Source organism: Streptococcus sp. 27098_8_73, from assembly GCF_041432495.1.
Lineage (GTDB): Bacteria > Bacillota > Bacilli > Lactobacillales > Streptococcaceae > Streptococcus.
In genome coordinates, this window is record NZ_JAPVZT010000013.1 from 37,838 (window position 1) to 55,163 (window position 17,326).

At 45.4% G+C, this 17,326-nt stretch carries 18 protein-coding genes; 15 read left to right on the forward strand and 3 right to left on the reverse strand.

From position 1 onward, the window contains the following. Positions 1 to 44 precede the first annotated feature (44 nt). The 6 genes from O3651_RS08845 to O3651_RS08870 are packed head-to-tail and all read left to right on the forward strand — an operon-like array spanning position 45 to position 4,816. Positions 45 to 932: a carbohydrate ABC transporter permease gene (locus O3651_RS08845; protein WP_045498290.1), complete on the forward strand. Its 888-nt coding sequence runs from the start codon at positions 45 to 47 to the stop codon at positions 930 to 932. A 16-nt stretch (positions 933 to 948) separates the two neighbouring features. Continuing rightward, positions 949 to 1,779 (forward strand): carbohydrate ABC transporter permease, encoded by an 831-nt coding sequence (locus O3651_RS08850; protein ID WP_148889098.1) that lies wholly within the window; start codon positions 949 to 951, stop codon positions 1,777 to 1,779. A 25-nt stretch (positions 1,780 to 1,804) separates the two neighbouring features. Further along, positions 1,805 to 2,257: a YhcH/YjgK/YiaL family protein gene (locus O3651_RS08855; protein WP_048766385.1), complete on the forward strand. Its 453-nt coding sequence runs from the start codon at positions 1,805 to 1,807 to the stop codon at positions 2,255 to 2,257. Positions 2,258 to 2,312: 55 nt separating this feature from the next. Continuing rightward, the gene (locus O3651_RS08860) at positions 2,313 to 2,963 is read left to right on the forward strand and encodes a DUF624 domain-containing protein (protein ID WP_371610203.1); all 651 of its coding nucleotides are present in this window, start codon (positions 2,313 to 2,315) and stop codon (positions 2,961 to 2,963) included. Positions 2,964 to 2,996: 33 nt separating this feature from the next. Further along, the gene (locus O3651_RS08865; RefSeq protein ID WP_187421261.1) at positions 2,997 to 3,914 is read left to right on the forward strand and encodes a dihydrodipicolinate synthase family protein; all 918 of its coding nucleotides are present in this window, start codon (positions 2,997 to 2,999) and stop codon (positions 3,912 to 3,914) included. Between the two features lie 17 nt (positions 3,915 to 3,931). Then, positions 3,932 to 4,816, forward strand: a complete 885-nt coding sequence (locus O3651_RS08870; protein ID WP_125406901.1) for an ROK family protein — start codon at positions 3,932 to 3,934, stop codon at positions 4,814 to 4,816. Positions 4,817 to 5,088: 272 nt separating this feature from the next. Here O3651_RS08870 and O3651_RS08875 read toward each other — a convergent pair whose 3' ends face one another. Next, positions 5,089 to 5,934 carry a MurR/RpiR family transcriptional regulator gene (locus O3651_RS08875; RefSeq protein ID WP_371610204.1) on the reverse strand — a complete coding sequence of 282 codons (846 nt, stop codon included), beginning with the start codon at positions 5,932 to 5,934 and terminating at the stop codon, positions 5,089 to 5,091. A 334-nt stretch (positions 5,935 to 6,268) separates the two neighbouring features. Here O3651_RS08875 and O3651_RS08880 point away from each other — a divergent pair, with 334 nt between their 5' ends. The 4 genes from O3651_RS08880 (at position 6,269) to O3651_RS08895 (ending at position 10,569) form a co-directional block, all read left to right on the forward strand. Then, positions 6,269 to 6,964: a GNAT family N-acetyltransferase gene (locus O3651_RS08880; RefSeq protein WP_371610205.1), complete on the forward strand. Its 696-nt coding sequence runs from the start codon at positions 6,269 to 6,271 to the stop codon at positions 6,962 to 6,964. A 123-nt stretch (positions 6,965 to 7,087) separates the two neighbouring features. Then, positions 7,088 to 8,572, forward strand: coding sequence for a threonine synthase (gene thrC, locus O3651_RS08885; protein ID WP_371610206.1), 1,485 nt, complete (start codon positions 7,088 to 7,090; stop codon positions 8,570 to 8,572). A gap of 108 nt (positions 8,573 to 8,680) precedes the next feature. Next, complete coding sequence (locus O3651_RS08890; protein ID WP_371610207.1) at positions 8,681 to 9,958, forward strand: MATE family efflux transporter; 1,278 nt, start codon at positions 8,681 to 8,683, stop codon at positions 9,956 to 9,958. Further along, positions 9,955 to 10,569 carry an HAD-IA family hydrolase gene (locus O3651_RS08895; protein ID WP_371610208.1) on the forward strand — a complete coding sequence of 205 codons (615 nt, stop codon included), beginning with the start codon at positions 9,955 to 9,957 and terminating at the stop codon, positions 10,567 to 10,569. The genes O3651_RS08890 and O3651_RS08895 overlap by 4 nt, the downstream gene beginning before the upstream one ends. 47 nt (positions 10,570 to 10,616) lie before the next feature. Here the strand turns inward: O3651_RS08895 and O3651_RS08900 are convergent, their stop codons facing one another. Together O3651_RS08900 and O3651_RS08905 are read right to left on the reverse strand one after the other, a co-directional pair. Continuing rightward, positions 10,617 to 11,102, reverse strand: a complete 486-nt coding sequence (locus O3651_RS08900; RefSeq protein ID WP_371610209.1) for a YcxB family protein — start codon at positions 11,100 to 11,102, stop codon at positions 10,617 to 10,619. Positions 11,103 to 11,194: 92 nt separating this feature from the next. Further along, the gene (locus O3651_RS08905; RefSeq protein WP_371610210.1) at positions 11,195 to 11,737 is read right to left on the reverse strand and encodes a histidine phosphatase family protein; all 543 of its coding nucleotides are present in this window, start codon (positions 11,735 to 11,737) and stop codon (positions 11,195 to 11,197) included. A 98-nt stretch (positions 11,738 to 11,835) separates the two neighbouring features. Here O3651_RS08905 and polA point away from each other — a divergent pair, with 98 nt between their 5' ends. The 5 genes from polA (at position 11,836) to O3651_RS08930 (ending at position 17,179) form a co-directional block, all read left to right on the forward strand. Continuing rightward, complete coding sequence (gene polA / locus O3651_RS08910; protein WP_371610211.1) at positions 11,836 to 14,478, forward strand: DNA polymerase I; 2,643 nt, start codon at positions 11,836 to 11,838, stop codon at positions 14,476 to 14,478. Between the two features lie 164 nt (positions 14,479 to 14,642). Beyond that, entirely contained in the window at positions 14,643 to 15,080 is a 438-nt protein-coding gene (locus O3651_RS08915) for a CoA-binding protein (protein ID WP_371610212.1), read from the forward strand. A gap of 1 nt (position 15,081) precedes the next feature. Continuing rightward, positions 15,082 to 15,579, forward strand: a complete 498-nt coding sequence (locus tag O3651_RS08920) for a kinase (protein WP_371610213.1) — start codon at positions 15,082 to 15,084, stop codon at positions 15,577 to 15,579. Between the two features lie 263 nt (positions 15,580 to 15,842). Next, on the forward strand, positions 15,843 to 16,514 hold the full coding sequence (locus O3651_RS08925; RefSeq protein WP_371610214.1) for a DUF6287 domain-containing protein: 672 nt from the start codon (positions 15,843 to 15,845) through the stop codon (positions 16,512 to 16,514). Between the two features lie 26 nt (positions 16,515 to 16,540). Beyond that, positions 16,541 to 17,179 (forward strand): DUF6287 domain-containing protein, encoded by a 639-nt coding sequence (locus O3651_RS08930; RefSeq protein ID WP_371610215.1) that lies wholly within the window; start codon positions 16,541 to 16,543, stop codon positions 17,177 to 17,179. The last annotated feature ends 147 nt before the right edge of the window (positions 17,180 to 17,326 follow it).

Consider the following 17,326-nt stretch of genomic DNA (forward strand, 5'->3'; position numbering starts at 1 on the left):
AAGGGGTATTTTGTTAGAAAATCTTGAAAGAGGGGTACCTCATTGTGAAAGTCAATAAAATCAGAATGAAAGAAACCCTAATATCATATGCGTTTTTAGCTCCAATTCTTATATTCTTTACAGTATTTGTTTTGGCGCCTATGATAATGGGATTTATCACTAGTTTCTTTAATTATACAATGACCTCATTTACATTCGTTGGGTTTGATAACTACATTCGGATGTTCAATGATCCAGTTTTTGTTAAGTCACTCATTAATACAGTCATTATTGTAATCGGCTCTGTGCCGGTAGTTGTGCTCTTCTCTTTGTTTGTGGCTTCACAGACCTATGAGATGAATGCTGTTTCTCGCTCCTTTTACCGTTTTGTCTTCTTCCTACCGGTTGTTACAGGTAGTGTTGCCGTGACAGTCGTGTGGAAGTGGATCTACGATCCCCTATCTGGTATTTTGAACTTTGTTTTGAAATCTGGCCATATCATCAACCAAAACATTTCTTGGTTGGGAGACAAACAGTGGGCATTAGCTGCTATCATTGTTATTTTGCTGACAACATCTGTCGGTCAGCCAATCATTCTCTACATCGCAGCTATGGGAAATATCGATAATTCTCTAGTGGAGGCTGCGCGTGTGGATGGAGCGACAGAGATGCAAGTCTTTTGGAAAATCAAATGGCCGAGCCTTTTGCCAACGACACTTTATATCGCTATCATCACAACTATTAACTCATTCCAATGTTTCGCCTTGATTCAGCTGTTGACATCAGGTGGACCAAACTATTCAACTAGTACACTTATGTACTATCTATATGAAAAAGCCTTCAAGCTATCTGAATATGGCTATGCAAACACCATGGGAGTCTTTCTGGCGATTATGATTGCGATTATCAGTTTCGCTCAGTTCAAGATCCTCGGTAATGATGTGGAATATTAAAGAAAGGAGTAGGAATATGAAACCCCCAAAAATTAGTTCATTCAAAGTGTTCTCATCTGTGATTTTAGCACTTTTGACCGTGCTCTTTATCTTTCCATTCTACTGGATTCTGACTGGAGCCTTTAAATCTCAGCCGGATACAATTATGATTCCGCCTCAATGGTGGCCACAAAACCCGACAACAGAGAACTTCCAGCAATTAGCCGTTCAAAATCCGGCTTTGCAGTGGATGTGGAACAGTGTCTTCATTTCTCTTGCGACCATGTTCTTGGTTTGTGCGACATCATCCCTAGCTGGTTATGTTTTGGCTAAGAAACGCTTTTATGGGCAACGGATTCTCTTTGCTATCTTTATCGCGGCTATGGCCTTGCCTAAGCAGGTTGTCCTAGTACCTCTAGTGCGGATTGTCAATTTCATGGGAATCCACGATACCCTTTGGGCGGTCATTTTACCTTTAGTTGGCTGGCCTTTTGGGGTCTTCCTCATGAAGCAGTTTAGTGAAAATATCCCGACAGAGCTTCTGGAATCAGCTAAGATTGACGGTTGTGGTGAAATTCGGACCTTCTGGAGTGTAGCCTTTCCTATCGTCAAACCCGGCTTTGCTGCTCTGGCTATCTTCACCTTTATCAATACTTGGAATGACTACTTCATGCAGCTTGTAATGTTGACCTCGCGGAACAATCTGACGATTTCGTTAGGTGTTGCGACCATGCAGGCTGAGATGGCAACCAACTATGGTTTGATTATGGCCGGTGCTGCTTTGGCGGCGGTGCCAATCGTAGCAGTCTTCCTTATCTTCCAAAAATCCTTTACCCAAGGGATTACTATGGGAGCTGTCAAAGGATAAGGCGCTCAATAGAGGAAATAAAACTATGATTTTTGATGATTTAAAAAATGTGACTCGTTACAAGGGCCTTCATCCGAACCTGGATAAAGCGATTGATTATCTCTATGAGCACCGCAAAGACAGCTTTGACTTGGGACGCTATGAAGTGGATGGAGACAAGGTCTTTCTCTTGGTTCAGGAAAATACCCTTAATCAAGAAGCCAATGATCAATTTGAATATCATAAAAAATATGCAGATTTTCATCTCTTAGTAGCAGGGCATGAATATTCTGCCTACGGTAGCCAGGTGGTCGATGAGGCAGTGGCCTTTGATGAAGAGGCGGATATCGGCTTTGTTCATTGTCAAAATCGTTATCCTCTCTTGTTGGGTTACCATAATTTTGCGATTTTCTTTCCAGGAGAGGCTCATCAGCCAAATGGCTATGCGGGTCTGGAAGAAAATGTCAGAAAGTATCTTTTTAAAGTTTTAATAGACTAGCCCTAGGTTGGCGAGATTTTTGAATGCGTAAGGCTAGCAGAGAAAGGAGAGACTTATGTCAGATAAGGGAACAGGACTCATCAGAGCTATATTTGATACGGATAATTTCTTCATGCAAATCTGTGAGAAAATCCTGGATTTGATGACGGTCAATCTTCTCTTTCTCTTGTCTTGCCTGCCCTTGGTGACGATTGGGATTGCCAAGATCAGCCTCTATCAAGCACTTTTTGAAATCAAGGGAAACCGACGGGTAAAAGTAATCAGAACTTACACTCGAATCTTTCGAGAGAATTGGAAGCAAGGGCTCAAACTGGGCTTGCTGGAATTGGCTTTAGTCGGCATCAGTCTCTTTGACCTCCTGCTTTTTCGGACGCAGGAAGCCCTGCCTTTCCAAGTTTTAAAGGCAGTTTGTTTTGGAATTATTATTTTTACAATCCTGCTTTCTCTTTGCGTCTATCCCTTGGCTGGTAAGTTTCTCATGTCTTTTAGAGACCTTTTACAGACCAGCCTAGTGATTGTAAGTCTGAATTTTCCTTGGTTCTTTGTTATGATGGCGGTTATAGCTGCGATCCTTGTCATCATCTACAGTTCAGGCTTTGTGTTGCTGTTAGGGTTTTCCCTCTTTGCCTTTATCGGCTTTGCAGGTCTGGCTCTTTTGCAGCTTCCTATTTTGGAAAAAATCTTCGCTAAATATAGCAGTCTATAATCTAGAATTAGTACATTTGGAGAAAATTTGAAAATGAAAGATTTAAAGAAATATCACGGTGTCATCCCAGCTTTTTATGCTTGTTATGACGAGGAGGGTGAAATCAGCCCGGAGCGGACTCGCGCTTTGGTGGAGTATTTCATCGACAAGGGCGTGCAAGGTCTCTATGTCAACGGCTCGTCAGGCGAGTGTATCTACCAGAGCGTGGCCGACAGAAAAGTAATTTTGGAAGAAGTAATGAAAGTTGCTAAGGGCAAACTGACTATTATTGCTCACGTAGCCTGCAACAATACTAAAGACAGTATTGAGTTGGCAAAACATGCGGAAGCTCTAGGAGTTGATGCCATTGCGGCTATTCCGCCGATTTATTTCCGTCTGCCAGAATACTCTGTCGCTCAGTACTGGAATGATATCAGTGCGGCTGCCCCGCATACTGATTTTGTGATTTATAATATTCCGCAATTGGCTGGCGCAGCGCTGACTCCGAGTCTCTACAAGGAAATGCTGAAAAATGAGCGCGTGATTGGGGTTAAAAATTCCTCCATGCCAGTTCAGGATATCCAGACATTTGCAGCACTTGGTGGCAGTGACCATTTGGTCTTTAACGGTCCAGATGAGCAGTTCTTGGGCGGTCGTCTCATGGGAGCAGCAGCAGGAATTGGTGGTACCTACGGGGCTATGCCAGAACTCTTCCTTAAACTGAATCAACTGATTGCAGACAAGGAACTAGAAAGAGCTAAAGAGTTGCAGTTTGCCATTAACGATATTATCGGCAAGCTAACCAGTGCTCACGGCAATATGTATGCTGTTATCAAAGAAGTTCTCAAGCTCAACGAAGGACTGGCTATCGGCTCTGTCCGTGCTCCTTTGACACCAGTCGTAGAAGCAGACTGTCCGGTCGTAGAAGCAGCAGCGGCCTTGATCCAAGAAACTAAGGAGCGCTTCCTCTAAAAGAAAGAAGGATGCTTATGGGAAATTATGTTACGATTGACATTGGCGGTACCAATATCAAATACGGCCTGATCGACGACCAAGAAACGCTAGTAGAAGCCCATGAAATACCTACGGAAGCCCATAAGGGTGGTCCAGAGATTATGCGTAAGGTTCAAAAGATAGTTGCGGACTATGCGCAGGCTGGTTCGATTGAGGGGATTTGTATCTCCTCAGCTGGCATGGTCGATCCAGACAAGGGAGAGATCTTTTATGCTGGTCCTCAGATTCCTAATTATGCTGGGACGCAATTTAAGAAGGTCTTGGAGGAGGAGTTTTCCATTCCTTGCGAGATTGAGAATGATGTCAATTGTGCCGGTCTGGCTGAGGTCATGTCTGGCCATGGTAAGGGAGCAAAAATTGCGGTCTGTCTAACGATTGGGACAGGGATTGGTGGCTGTCTAGTAGCGGATGGGCAAGTTTTTCACGGCTTTAGCAACTCGGCCTGCGAAGTAGGCTATCTGCACCTGCCGGACGGAGCCTTTCAGGATGTAGCTTCGACCACAGCCTTGGTTCAATATGTTGCTGACTTGCACGGAGAAGATCCCTCTCTCTGGAATGGTCGAAGGATTTTCAAAGAAGCGACAGAGGGCAATGCCATCTGTATCAAAGGAATTGACCGCATGGTAGGCTATCTGGGTCAAGGCATTGCCAATATCTGCTATGTGGTTAATCCGGAAATCGTCGTCTTGGGCGGTGGTATTATGGGGCAAGAGGCCATTCTTCGACCGCGTATCCAAGCGGCTCTCAAGGATGCTCTGGTGCCGAGCATAGCTGAGAAGACCAAACTAGCCTTTGCCTATCACCAAAATACGGCAGGCATGTTCGGAGCCTACTACCACTTTAAAAATAAACATCAGTAATCTAAGCAAACCTGGGGGGTGACCTCAGGTTTCTTGGTTCTAGAAAAACTGCTTCTGTAGATGGACAGATAGTATTTTAGAAGAAGTTGAAATGACAGGAAAAATTCGGTGGATAGAACTAAATTTTCAAAAATTTAACTTTGCTCACTTGTCTTTAGAAGTAGATTTAAAAGGTTGCCCAAGACTTTTAAGAAGTATCAGCCCCTTGAGGTTAAGCAATCAGTAACCCATCAAGGAGTTAAAAATAAGGCCAGGATTTTTGTCCTAGCCTTTTATTGATGCCTACGGTAATAGCCGTTAAGTTTGTGATTTTCCCAGTAACTATTGAAGATTTTTTCCTTTCTCTCTCGGTCAATTTCTAGGAAAAAGGCATAAAGTATGTCAATCATCAGCAGCATTGGGAACTGAGCTGAGATTCGTTGGATGAACTGAGGTTTACTTTGCATTGCAACTGGGATGATTTCTGAAAAGTCTTCTTTAATCAAATCAGGCTGGCCAGTGATTAACACGGTCTTGGCTCCCATGCCCTTAGCATCAATCAAACTGTCAATAATGGACGGGGTTTGACCTGAAAGAGAAAAGCCGATAACTAGGCAGTTTTTGTCTAAAATGCTCGTTGTCCAAGCAAAGCCATCCGCATCTGTCAGAGCTTCACAAATAACCCCTAAGCGCATGAAGCGCAGTTTCATATCGCGAGCGACGAGCCCCGAGCTTCCCGTGCCAAAAAAATAGACACGATCCGCTTTTTCAATCAGTTGGGCTACGCGCTCCAACCTTTTTTCGTCAATCAAGTCCTCGGTTTGTTGCCGAATTTGAATATAGTTGCGTAGCACCTGGCGGGACGAATGATTTTTCAGATTTGTATGCTCCGTTTTGCTGATTTTCAGCTGTTGGAGATATTGGAAGTTGAACTCCCGATAGCCCTTGAAGCCACATTTTTTTGCAAAACGGGTCAAGGCCGCCTGTGAGATGTGTAAAGTTTGGGCTACTTCGAGGGAGGACAGATCACCTTCTATCTCTGTCGGAGTTAAAAAATAGTCGGCAATCTGTTTTTCGACATCGGTCATAGTGTCGTAACAGCTTTCGATGATGGCCAAGATATTTTGCTGGTGTCTCATGATGGGTCACTTTCTTTGGTCAAAATAATAAAACATAATTTCATTATAACATAGTTTAGAGGGAATAAAGTGTTTTCACAGTCAAGAATTATCAGACCTCACTTTCCATTGGAGTATGAGCGATCAGTAGTTTCAGTATTTCCTGATAACATGACGGTCTTTCTTTCTGAGCAGCTATTTCCTAAAGATTGTGTCGGGTACAGGAAAAAGTGATATAATTTACACAAGTAATGTTCCAAGTTTGGATCTGAAGCAAGGGAGATAGGAGCCACTGTCCATTGCAGCTTCCAATTCTTATTTTGGAAATCAGTAAAGCTAGATTGTGAGGTTTTTTATGCGAATCAATGAACTAGGCCAGCCTATTGGGGAGGCTTTGCCGGATTTTAAGCCGGGGGACTTACCTAAGCTAGAGCGAATAGAAGGCCAGTATGTTGTCATTGAGCGGTTGTCCAAGGACAAGCATGGAGCGGATTTGTATGAAGTGTATGGCCCAGATTCTCCTGCGGATATGTGGACCTATCTCTTCCAAAATCCTGCCCAAAATCAGGCAGAATGGTCCCAGAAGCTAGATCGGATGTTGGCAGCTCAGGATCGTTTCCACTATGCCATTGTGGACAAGGAGAGTGGCAAGGCGCTGGGAACCTTCGCATTAATGAGGATTGACCGAGGCAACCGTGTGATTGAAGTAGGCGCTGTGACCTATTCACCGCAGCTGAAGCGCACCAGACTGGCTACAGAAGCCCAGTACTTACTGGCGCGCTATGTCTTTGAAGAGCTGGAGTATCGCCGCTACGAATGGAAGTGTGACTCCCTCAATCAGCCTTCAAGACGGTCAGCAGAGAGACTTGGTTTCACCTATGAAGGTAGGTTTCGTCAGGCAGTCGTCTATAAGGGGCGCAACCGAGACACTGATTGGCTCTCCATGATTGATAGCGATTGGCCTGCCGTTAAGACTCGTCTGGAGAAATGGCTGAGCCCAGACAATTTCGATAAAAACGGTCAGCAAATAAAAGCCTTGTCTGAGTTTTAACATTTGATTGAGTTGAAATCATAGGATTTCGACTCTTTTTACTCTTTAATTTTGATGAAAATGAAGAATTTTCTAATTAATTTTGATATAATAAAGCGAACTACAGATAAAGGATGAGAGAGAATGACCTTAGTTTATCAATCAACGCGTGACGAAAAGAATAGAGTAACAGCCAGCCAGGCGATTCTGCAAGGTTTGGCAACAGACGGCGGGCTCTTTACGCCCATTACCTATCCGCAGGTCGATTTGGACTTTGCCAAGCTCAAAGACGCTTCCTATCAGGAAGTAGCCAAGCTGGTTTTGTCTGCTTTTTTGGATGATTTTTCTGAAGCAGAGCTGGACCACTGTATCAACCATGCTTACGACAGCAAGTTTGATGATGCAGCAATTGCTCCCTTGGTCAAGCTGGATGGTCAGTACAATCTAGAGCTTTTCCACGGATCTACCATTGCCTTTAAGGATATGGCTTTGTCCATACTGCCTCACTTGCTGACAACCGCAGCCAAAAAGCATGGCTTGGAAAACAAAATTGTCATCTTGACGGCGACTTCTGGCGACACAGGCAAGGCGGCTATGGCAGGTTTTGCGGACATTCCGGGGACTGAGATTATCATCTTTTATCCCAAAGACGGTGTCAGCAAGGTTCAAGAGCTGCAAATGACGACACAGACAGGTGCCAATACGCATGTGGTGGCTATTGACGGCAACTTTGACGATGCCCAGACTAATGTCAAGCACATGTTCAATGACACAGACCTACGAGCTCGTCTCTTGGAGCACAAACTTCAGTTTTCATCAGCTAATTCCATGAACATCGGCCGTTTGGTGCCGCAGATTGTTTACTATGTCTATGCCTATGCTCAGCTGGTGAAGACGGGAGAAATCACAGCAGGCGACAAGGTCAACTTTACCGTTCCGACGGGGAACTTTGGTAATATCTTGGCGGCCTACTATGCCAAGCAAATCGGTCTGCCGGTTGGCAAGCTGATTTGCGCATCAAATGAGAACAATGTCCTGACGGATTTCTTCAAGACGCAGGTTTATGACAAGAAGCGGAGCTTCAAGGTGACCACTAGTCCATCCATGGATATTCTGGTTTCCTCTAACTTGGAGCGCTTGATTTTCCATCTGTCTAGTAATAGCGCTGAGAAAACAGCTGCTTTGATGGCGGCTCTGAATGAGCAATGTCAGTATGAACTGACGGACTTTGACGCTGAAATTTTAGAGCTCTTTGCGGCTGACTATGCGACAGAGAAAGAAACAGCAGCTGAAATCAAGCGGGTCTATGAAGGATCTGACTACATCGAAGATCCTCATACAGCCGTTGCGTCTGCTGTCTATCAAAAATATCTGGCAGAGACAGGGGATCAGCGCAAGACAGTTATCGCATCTACCGCTAGTCCTTATAAATTCCCAGTCGTGGCTGTTGAGGCTGTGACTGGTCAAACAGGACTCAGTGACTTTGAGGCTTTGGGCCAACTGCACGAACTTTCTGGCGTAGCCCTGCCACCAGCTGTGGACGGCTTGGAAACAGCCCCAGTGCGCCACAAAACGACGGTCGCTGCCGACCAAATGCAGGCAGCAGTCGAGGATTACTTAGGATTGTAAAAATGGCTTAGAAAGCCTAAAATCAGCTGGATATCTGGCTGATTTTTTCTTAGGACGTCCAATGAAAGAAAGTGAAGTAGCTGATGCTTAAAAGGAAGAAATTTCTCTATGACGACTTATAAAAAAATCATGAATATCGCCTTGCCGGCTATGGCGGAGAATTTTTTGCAGATGCTCATGGGAATGGTCGACAGCTATCTGGTGGCCAGTCTTGGGCTGATTGCGATTTCCGGTGTCTCGGTGGCCGGCAACATCATTACGATTTATCAGGCAATCTTTATCGCTCTGGGGGCTGCTGTTTCCAGTCTCATCTCCAAGACTCTGGCTCAGGGAGACAAGGAGCGTTTGGACTATCACACAGCTGAGGCTATCAAGCTGACGCTACTTCTGAGCCTTCTGCTAGGTCTCCTTTCTCTGCTTTTTGGTAGGCAGATGCTGGATCTGCTGGGGACGGAAAAAGCGGTGGCTGAAGCAGGCGGTCTCTATCTGGCTCTGGTTGGTGGGACTATTGTTCTGCTAGGCTTGATGACTTCTTTTGGAGCTTTAGTGCGGGTCACGCGCAATCCTAGATTCCCCATGTATGTAAGTCTTCTGACCAATGTCCTCAATGCCCTCTTTTCTGGTCTGGGGATTTACGTCTTTCGGCTTGGCATTGTCGGTGTAGCGCTGGGAACGGTGCTGGCTCGTTTGGTCGGTGTGCTGATTCTTTGGCGGGAGCTGGATTTGTCTACGATTCGCTGGAGCCGGGGCTTAGATGGAGAGCTCTTACGCCTGTCTTTGCCGGCTGCTGGAGAACGGCTCATGATGCGGGCGGGTGATGTAGTGATCATCGCCATTGTGGTCGTCTTTGGGACGGATGCAGTAGCGGGGAATGCCATTGGGGAAGTCCTGACTCAGTTTAACTACATGCCGGCTTTTGGGGTAGCGACGGCAACAGTCATGTTGGTAGCCCATGCGGTTGGGGAGGGCGATATGCAAGCGGTTGGTCTGATTCGTCAGCGGGCCTTCTGGCTGTCTTTTGCTTGCATGCTGCCCGTGGCTTTAGGGATTTACGCCCTTGGTCGGCCGCTGACCTTACTCTATACGGACAATAGCGGAGCGATCACAGCTAGTCTTTCGGTCATCCTCTTTTCTCTGCTGGGCACTCCCATGGCAGCTGGGACCGTGATTTACACAGCGGTTTGGCAGGGTCTGGGCAATGCCAGACTGCCCTTTTATGCCACGACTATTGGTATGTGGCTGATTCGCATCGTCTCAGGATATTTACTAGGTGTGACCTTTGGCTTGGGTCTGCCGGGAGTCTGGGCTGGGACTCTCTTGGACAATGGCTTCCGCTGGTTATTTTTAAAGGTTCTATTTGACAGAAAAATGAGGGAAATCACATGATAACAGCGTTTATTTGGGATTTGGACGGCACCTTGCTGGATTCCTATGATGCTATTTTGGCGGGGATTGAGGAAACCTATGCCCACTATGGTTTGGACTTTGACAGGGCGAGTATTCACAGCTATATCCTAAAGCACTCTGTCCAGAAGCTTTTGGAAAAAGTAGCGTCTGAAAAAGGTCTGGACGCTGCCGAGATGAATGCCTTCCGTGGGGCAAGTCTAAAGGAGAAGAATGCTCAGGTCCATCTGATGGAAGGGGCAGCAGAGATTCTGGCCTGGGCTGAGGAGCAGGGCATTGCCCAGTTTGTCTATACCCACAAGGGACTCAATGCCCATCAAATCTTGCAAGACTTGGGAATTCATGACTATTTTATAGAAATCATCACAACAGCCAATGGCTTTGAGCGCAAGCCCCACCCAGAAGGTGTCGACTATCTGGTCGAGAAATATGGACTGAATAAACAGGAATCCTACTATATCGGCGACCGGACGCTGGATGTGGATGTTGCCGTCAACAGTGGCATCCAGAGCATTAACTTCTGTGACTACCGACCAGAAATCAACCAGAAAATCGAGAAGTTAGTGGACATCAAGCAATTATTTACAAGATAAAAAGCAGGCTAGAACTGATCTACTGTCAGTCTAGCCTGCTTTTTCTTTTACATATGCTCAATGTGAAGTTCTAGCAAGAACTCAAGAGCCTCGGGAGAACAGTTCTTTTTTTCAATAGGGAAGCCGACATTTGGCCCCAACATGATATAAAAATCATCTTTAGTATGGAAAACTTTGACGATGTCATCATAGCTATAAAGAAACTCTCCTCGTTTGCTTTTCACAGAAAAGTTATCTTTCTCAAATATAAGAGTTTGCTCCATATCCTTCCAGAAAGGAGTTTTTTGATAGGCTTTCTTTATCTGAAAGTCCATGCCAAAGTATATGGCTGAGAATGTAATCAAAGATGCAAATAGCACGGTAAACACAGAGAATCGCTTCAGTTGCTCAGGTATAAAGGTCAGATAGAGCGACATGATTCCTATAAAGATGAGAATATTTAGTAAAAATCCTTTTCCACGTATGAAAACAGACCATGCAAATCGTTGATACACTTCCTCAGTCACAAGAGTTGGAATGGTTATAGGGAACATGCTTCACCTCCTAGTTTTTATTATTATACCATAGAAGAGCGATAAGATATAGCTGGCTCTTGCTAGGCGATACGAGGCAAGGTAGATTTCTCTTAGAGGAGGTGGGTGATTTTTTCATCTTTGTCTAAAACCAGTACATCTGGAAAGTTTAGGCTACGCCAGAAATCATAATCAATTCTGGAGTCAAATGCGCTCAGCAAGATGCAAATCAGATTGCCGTGGGAACTGATGATAATTTCTTCGTTTTGATGTTTGCTTTCTAGCTCGTGAAGAAGAGCTAAGCCACGCTGTTGAGCTTGCTGATTGGATTCACCATCAACAAGTGAAAATGTTGGCCGTGACCAAAGTTTCATGAGGGCTTCTTCAAAATCTGGGTCGGCAATCGCTTGACTACTTAGCTTTCGCTCTATTAACCGATTGTCGGTTTGAATAGCGAGTTTCAGACTATGAGCCAAAGGTTCAACCGTTTGGATGGCTCTTCGGTAGGGGCTAGAATAAATGGCGGTAATGGGTTTGTCTGCTAAAAAGTCAAGCTGCGCCAAGGAGGCTTGCCCTTTATCTGATAATGGTCGGTTGATTTCATCAGGTGTATAGTTAGAATGTGCATGACGGATAAAATAGTAAGTGTTTTTCATAGGATAATTATAGCAAAATTTAAATCTCCATTCATTTTCTACCTATTTTCCACGCCGCCTTTTCTGTCTTTGTCCGCCTTTCGTGTTATAATAAACCTATGGAAAAAAAGAATAAATTATTATTAATCGACGGTTCGTCCGTTGCTTTTCGCGCTTTTTTTGCGCTTTATAATCAAATCGACCGTTTCAAGAGTCCATCGGGCCTGCATACCAATGCTATTTATGGCTTTCACCTCATGCTCAATCATCTCTTGGAGCGTGTGCAGCCGACTCATGTCTTGGTAGCTTTTGATGCTGGCAAGACGACCTTCCGGACCGAGATGTATGCTGACTATAAGGCTGGTCGGGCCAAGACACCGGATGAATTTCGGGAGCAGCTGCCCTTTATCCGAGAAATGCTGGACTACTTAGGCATCCGCTACTATGACTTGGCTCAGTACGAGGCGGATGACATCATTGGGACCTTGGACAAGATGGCTGAAAAGACAGCAGTGCCTTACGATGTGACCATTGTCAGCGGAGATAAAGACTTGATTCAGCTGACGGATGATAATACCGTGGTGGAGATTTCCAAGAAAGGCGTGGCTGAGTTTGAGGAATTTACCCCAGCCTACCTCATGGAAAAGATGGGTATCACGCCAGAGCAGTTCATTGACCTCAAGGCGCTGATGGGCGATCAGTCGGACAATATCCCCGGCGTGACCAAGATCGGTGAGAAGACTGGTCTCAAGCTCCTCTTGGAGTATGGCTCTTTGGAAAATCTCTATGAAAATATTGACCAGCTCAAGGCTTCCAAGATGAAGGAAAATCTGATCAATGACAAGGACAAGGCCTTCTTATCTAAGACCCTCGCAACCATCAATACTCAGGCACCGATTGAAATCGGGCTGGATGATTTGGTTTACAAGGGTCCGCAGCTAGAGGCCCTGAGCAAGTTCTATGACGAGATGGGCTTCAAGCAGCTCAAGGCTCAGCTAGGAACGACTCAAGAGCCAGTAGAAGTCAAACCAATTGAATTTACCAAAGTGACTGAGGTGACAGCAGATATGTTGGCACCAGAGCAATTCTTCTATTTTGAAATCTTGGGTGACAACTACCATAAGGAAGAGATTGTCGGCCTTGCTTGGGGAGATAGTCGTCAGATTTATGTCGGCTCCAGCGATTTACTACAGCAACCTCTCTTTCAGGAGTTTTTGACAAAAACAGCTCTGAAAACCTACGACCTCAAGCGGACCAAGGTACTGCTCAGTCATTACGGCATTGAACTGCCAGTAGCATCCTTTGATGCGCGCCTAGCCAAGTATCTGCTTTCGACGGTCGAGGATAATGAGCTGGCGACTATTGCTCGCCTTTACGGTCAAACAATTCTGCCGACGGATGATGAGGTTTATGGCAAGGGAGCCAAGCGCGCTTTGCCGGAGCAAGAGCAGCTCTTTGAGCATCTAGCTCGTAAGGTTCAGGTACTGTTGGAAACAGAAGAGCCGATGCAAGAACAGCTCCGTTCCCACGATCAGCTGGATTTGTTGCTTGAAATGGAGCAACCGCTGGCCTTTGTCCTAGCCAAGATGGAGATTGCGGGGATTAAGGTCGAGCGGGAAACCCTGCAGGGTATGCAGGCGGAAAATGAAAAGACGCTGGAAAGTCTGACTCGGGAGATTTATGATCTGGCTGGTCAGGAGTTTAATATCAACTCGCCCAAACAGCTGGGAACCATTCTCTTTGAGGATATGGGGCTGCCACTGGAGTACACTAAAAAGACCAAGACAGGCTACTCGACAGCGGTGGATGTGCTGGAGCGTTTAGCACCGATTGCACCGATTGTGTCTAAGATACTGGAATACCGTCAAATCAGCAAGCTCCAGTCCACTTATATCATCGGCCTGCAGGAGGCGATAGCGGCTGACGGCAAGATTCACACTCGCTATGTTCAGGATTTGACCCAGACGGGCCGCTTGTCCTCGGTTGACCCGAACCTGCAGAATATCCCCGTTCGTTTGGAGCAGGGGCGCCTCATTCGCAAGGCCTTTGTGCCAGAGTGGGCAGATAGTGTGCTACTCAGCTCGGATTATTCCCAGATTGAGCTGAGGGTGCTGGCTCACATTTCTAAGGACGAGCATCTGATTGCTGCCTTTCAGCATGGAGAAGATATTCATACGGCTACCGCCATGCGGGTCTTTGGTATTGAAAAGGCAGAGGATGTGACACCTAATGACCGTCGCAATGCCAAGGCTGTCAACTTCGGAGTGGTCTATGGCATTTCCGACTTCGGACTGGCCAATAATCTGGGCATTTCCCGCAAGGCTGCCAAAGATTATATTCAGACTTATTTTGAGCGCTTCCCAGGGATTAAGAATTATATGGAAACCATCGTCCGCGAAGCGCGTGATAAGGGTTACGTAGAGACCATTTACCATCGCCGTCGTTCTTTGCCAGATATCAATTCCCGCAACTTTAACATCCGAAATTTTGCGGAGCGCACAGCCATTAACAGCCCGATCCAAGGCTCCGCCGCAGATATTCTCAAAGTCGCTATGATTAATCTGGACCGAGCTCTGACAGAGAAGAATTTCAAGTCTCGCATGCTCTTGCAGGTTCACGATGAAATCGTGCTGGAAGTGCCAAATGACGAGCTAACAGCCGTCCGCCAGCTAGTCAAAGAAACCATGGAAGCCGCGATTGAGCTGGCCGTTCCACTAGTAGCAGATGAAAATGCTGGCCAAACTTGGTACGAGGCAAAATAAAACAAGATACAAAGAGCGTCAAAACCGACTGAAAATTAGGAATCCGGACGAAGGAGCCATGCTCCTAGAACGGATTATCTATTTTCTAAGGTTTTAGCCCGGATTCAGTTAAGACGCAAATACCGCAAAACTATCCAACTTTATTATGAATGAGGAGGAAGCCTATGACTTATCATTTTCAAAATCCCAGTGATGCAATCGTCAAGCATTATCTGAAAAACAGCAAAGTGATTGCTGTTGTTGGACTGTCTGACCGCGAAGAAACGACCAGCAACCGTGTGTCCAAGGAGATGCAGGAACGGGGCTATCGTATTATTCCAGTCAATCCGCGGGCAGCGGGCAGTCAGATTTTTGGTGAAACTGTTTATGCCAGTCTCAAAGATATTCCTTTCCCAGTGGATATTGTCGATGTTTACCGTCGTAGCGAGTTTTTGCCAGATGTGGCGCGTGATTTTCTGGAAGCAGATGCCAAGATTTTCTGGGCTCAGTTGGGCTTGGAAAATGAAGAAGCTGAACAGATTTTGCGTGCAGCTGGTCACGACGATATCGTCATGGATCGCTGCATCAAACGCGAGCATACCCGCTTGATTCTAGGCGAATAATATGGCCAAGTTAGTCATCATTCGTGGCAATTCCGGCTCTGGCAAATCGAGTTTAGCTAAAAAATTGCAGACTCACTACGGCCGAGGCACTCTCCTGATATCGCAGGATACGGTTAGACGGGGCATGCTCAAGGAAAAGGTTGAGCCGGGCAACCTATCTATTGATTTGACGGAAAGCCTAGCTCATTTTGGTTACGAGCAGGACTTGCTGGTCTTGGTAGAAGGTTTCTACGAGACAGATATTTATGGCCACATGCTGGAGCGGTTGCGGACTTTGTTTGGTCCTCAGACCCTAGCCTATTACTATGATTTGACTTTTGAAGAAACCGTCCGTCGCCATCAGACCAGAGCCAAGCAAGAGGAATTTGCCCCAGCTGATATGAGACGCTGGTGGAAAGATAGAGATTTCTTAGGCTGGGAAGAGGAATCGTTCTTTAGGGACGAAGATTCTCTAGAAGCAGCCTGTGAGCGGATCTTTCAGGATTTAGAGAAAATTTGAAACGAAGCACAGGAGGAGGAACTCCTGTGTTTTTGCATCAAAAAGGCATTTCTATAAATTTCAAATAAATTTTGAGAAAAATATCACACAAAATGTTGACAAAATTATTTCATAGAATTACAATTGGATTACAAAATATTTCTTTTGTTACAAAGTAAAAGCTTTAAAGAATATATTTTGGTGGGGTAAGATGTCCCCTATGCAAGCCAACATCGCTACTATCGTTTAGCAAATTGATGATAAACCGACAAGGAGATTCCATTATGAAACGTAGTAAACTTATTTTATTGACAGCCACTGCCTTGTGCTCTGCTTTCCTGCTCGCCGCCTGTAGCTCTAGGCCTTCCACGAAGGTGAACAGCAGTTCTACCTCTCAGAGCTCTAAAATTAGCAGTTCTAGCAAGTCTTCTACCAAACCATCAGCTAAGCAAAGTTCTGCTTCTAACTCCGTGACATCATCTCCAACTCCTCAGACATCTAGCGACCAGAGTGTTTCCAGTCAAGCTGAGAAGCCCGTGGACAACAAGACTCCAGCAGATTCGAACACTCCAACAACTCCGGCTACTCCAGTGGCTCCAACAACTTCCGGTATGGATGTCAATGCTCTAGCAAATGGTGATTTCTCTAGCATTGCAGGCACTTGGCAAGACGATTTGGGCAACCAATTAGTTTTTGATGCAAATGGATTAGTAACATTGCAACGTAATAATGGTGAAACATTGAACCATAACGCTATTTACAATGGTCATGTAGAAGGAGATAAGTTTAGAGCTGATTTTGGTTATAATGGAGCAGGCAGTAGTGATCCTTTATTCGCTGTTCCAGTAGGCGTAGCATTGCCACTTAATGGTGCTCCAGCGCCTAAAGAACAAATCATGCTTGGAAGTGATGCAATCTCTTCCGCACAACATCCCTACTATCGAGTAGCAAATTAATGATAAACCGGCAAGGAGATTCCATTATGAAACGTAGTAAACTTATTTTATTGACAGCCACTGCCTTGTGCTCTGCTTTCTTGCTCGCCGCCTGTAGCTCTAAGCCTTCCACGGAGGCTAGTAGTTCTACCTCTCAGAGCTCTAAGATTAGCAGTTCTAGCAAGTCTTCGACTAAACCATCAGCCAAGCAAAGTTCTGCTTCTAACTCCGTGACATCCTCTTCAACTCCTCAGACTTCTAGCGACCCGAGCATTTCCAGTCAAGCTGAGAAGTCCGTGGAAAACAAGACTCCAGCAGATTCAAACACTCCAACAACTTCCGGTATGGATGTCAATGCTCTAGCAAATGGCGATTTCTCTAGCATTGCTGGTACTTGGCAAGACGATTTGGGCAATCAATTAGTATTTGATGCAAATGGCTTGCTGTCCCATACTTACAGAGGAAATGAGTCAAGCGACTACACTTTAGTGGATGGTCAAATTTTTGAGGGCAAATACACAGCTATTCTAGCCAATAAGGCTGGACACCACATTGCCTCTTTTACAGCCATTCCTAAAGGAGCTCGTCTTTATGATACTGGAAGTGAAAATCCGAAAGAACGCATTTTAGTGGGGCAAGATTTTACCTATGCAAGCCAACATCCCTACTATCGTGTAGCGAATTGATGTGTTGAATGATGAGCATCGTGATGCGAGTGGCTTTCCGAGGTGCTCACCATGCTGACAATATAAAAACAAGGAACAGAATTAATTACTGTTCCTTTTTCTTTGCTTTATTGGGAAAGTTTGCTCGCAGGGCTGTTTTGGATTATT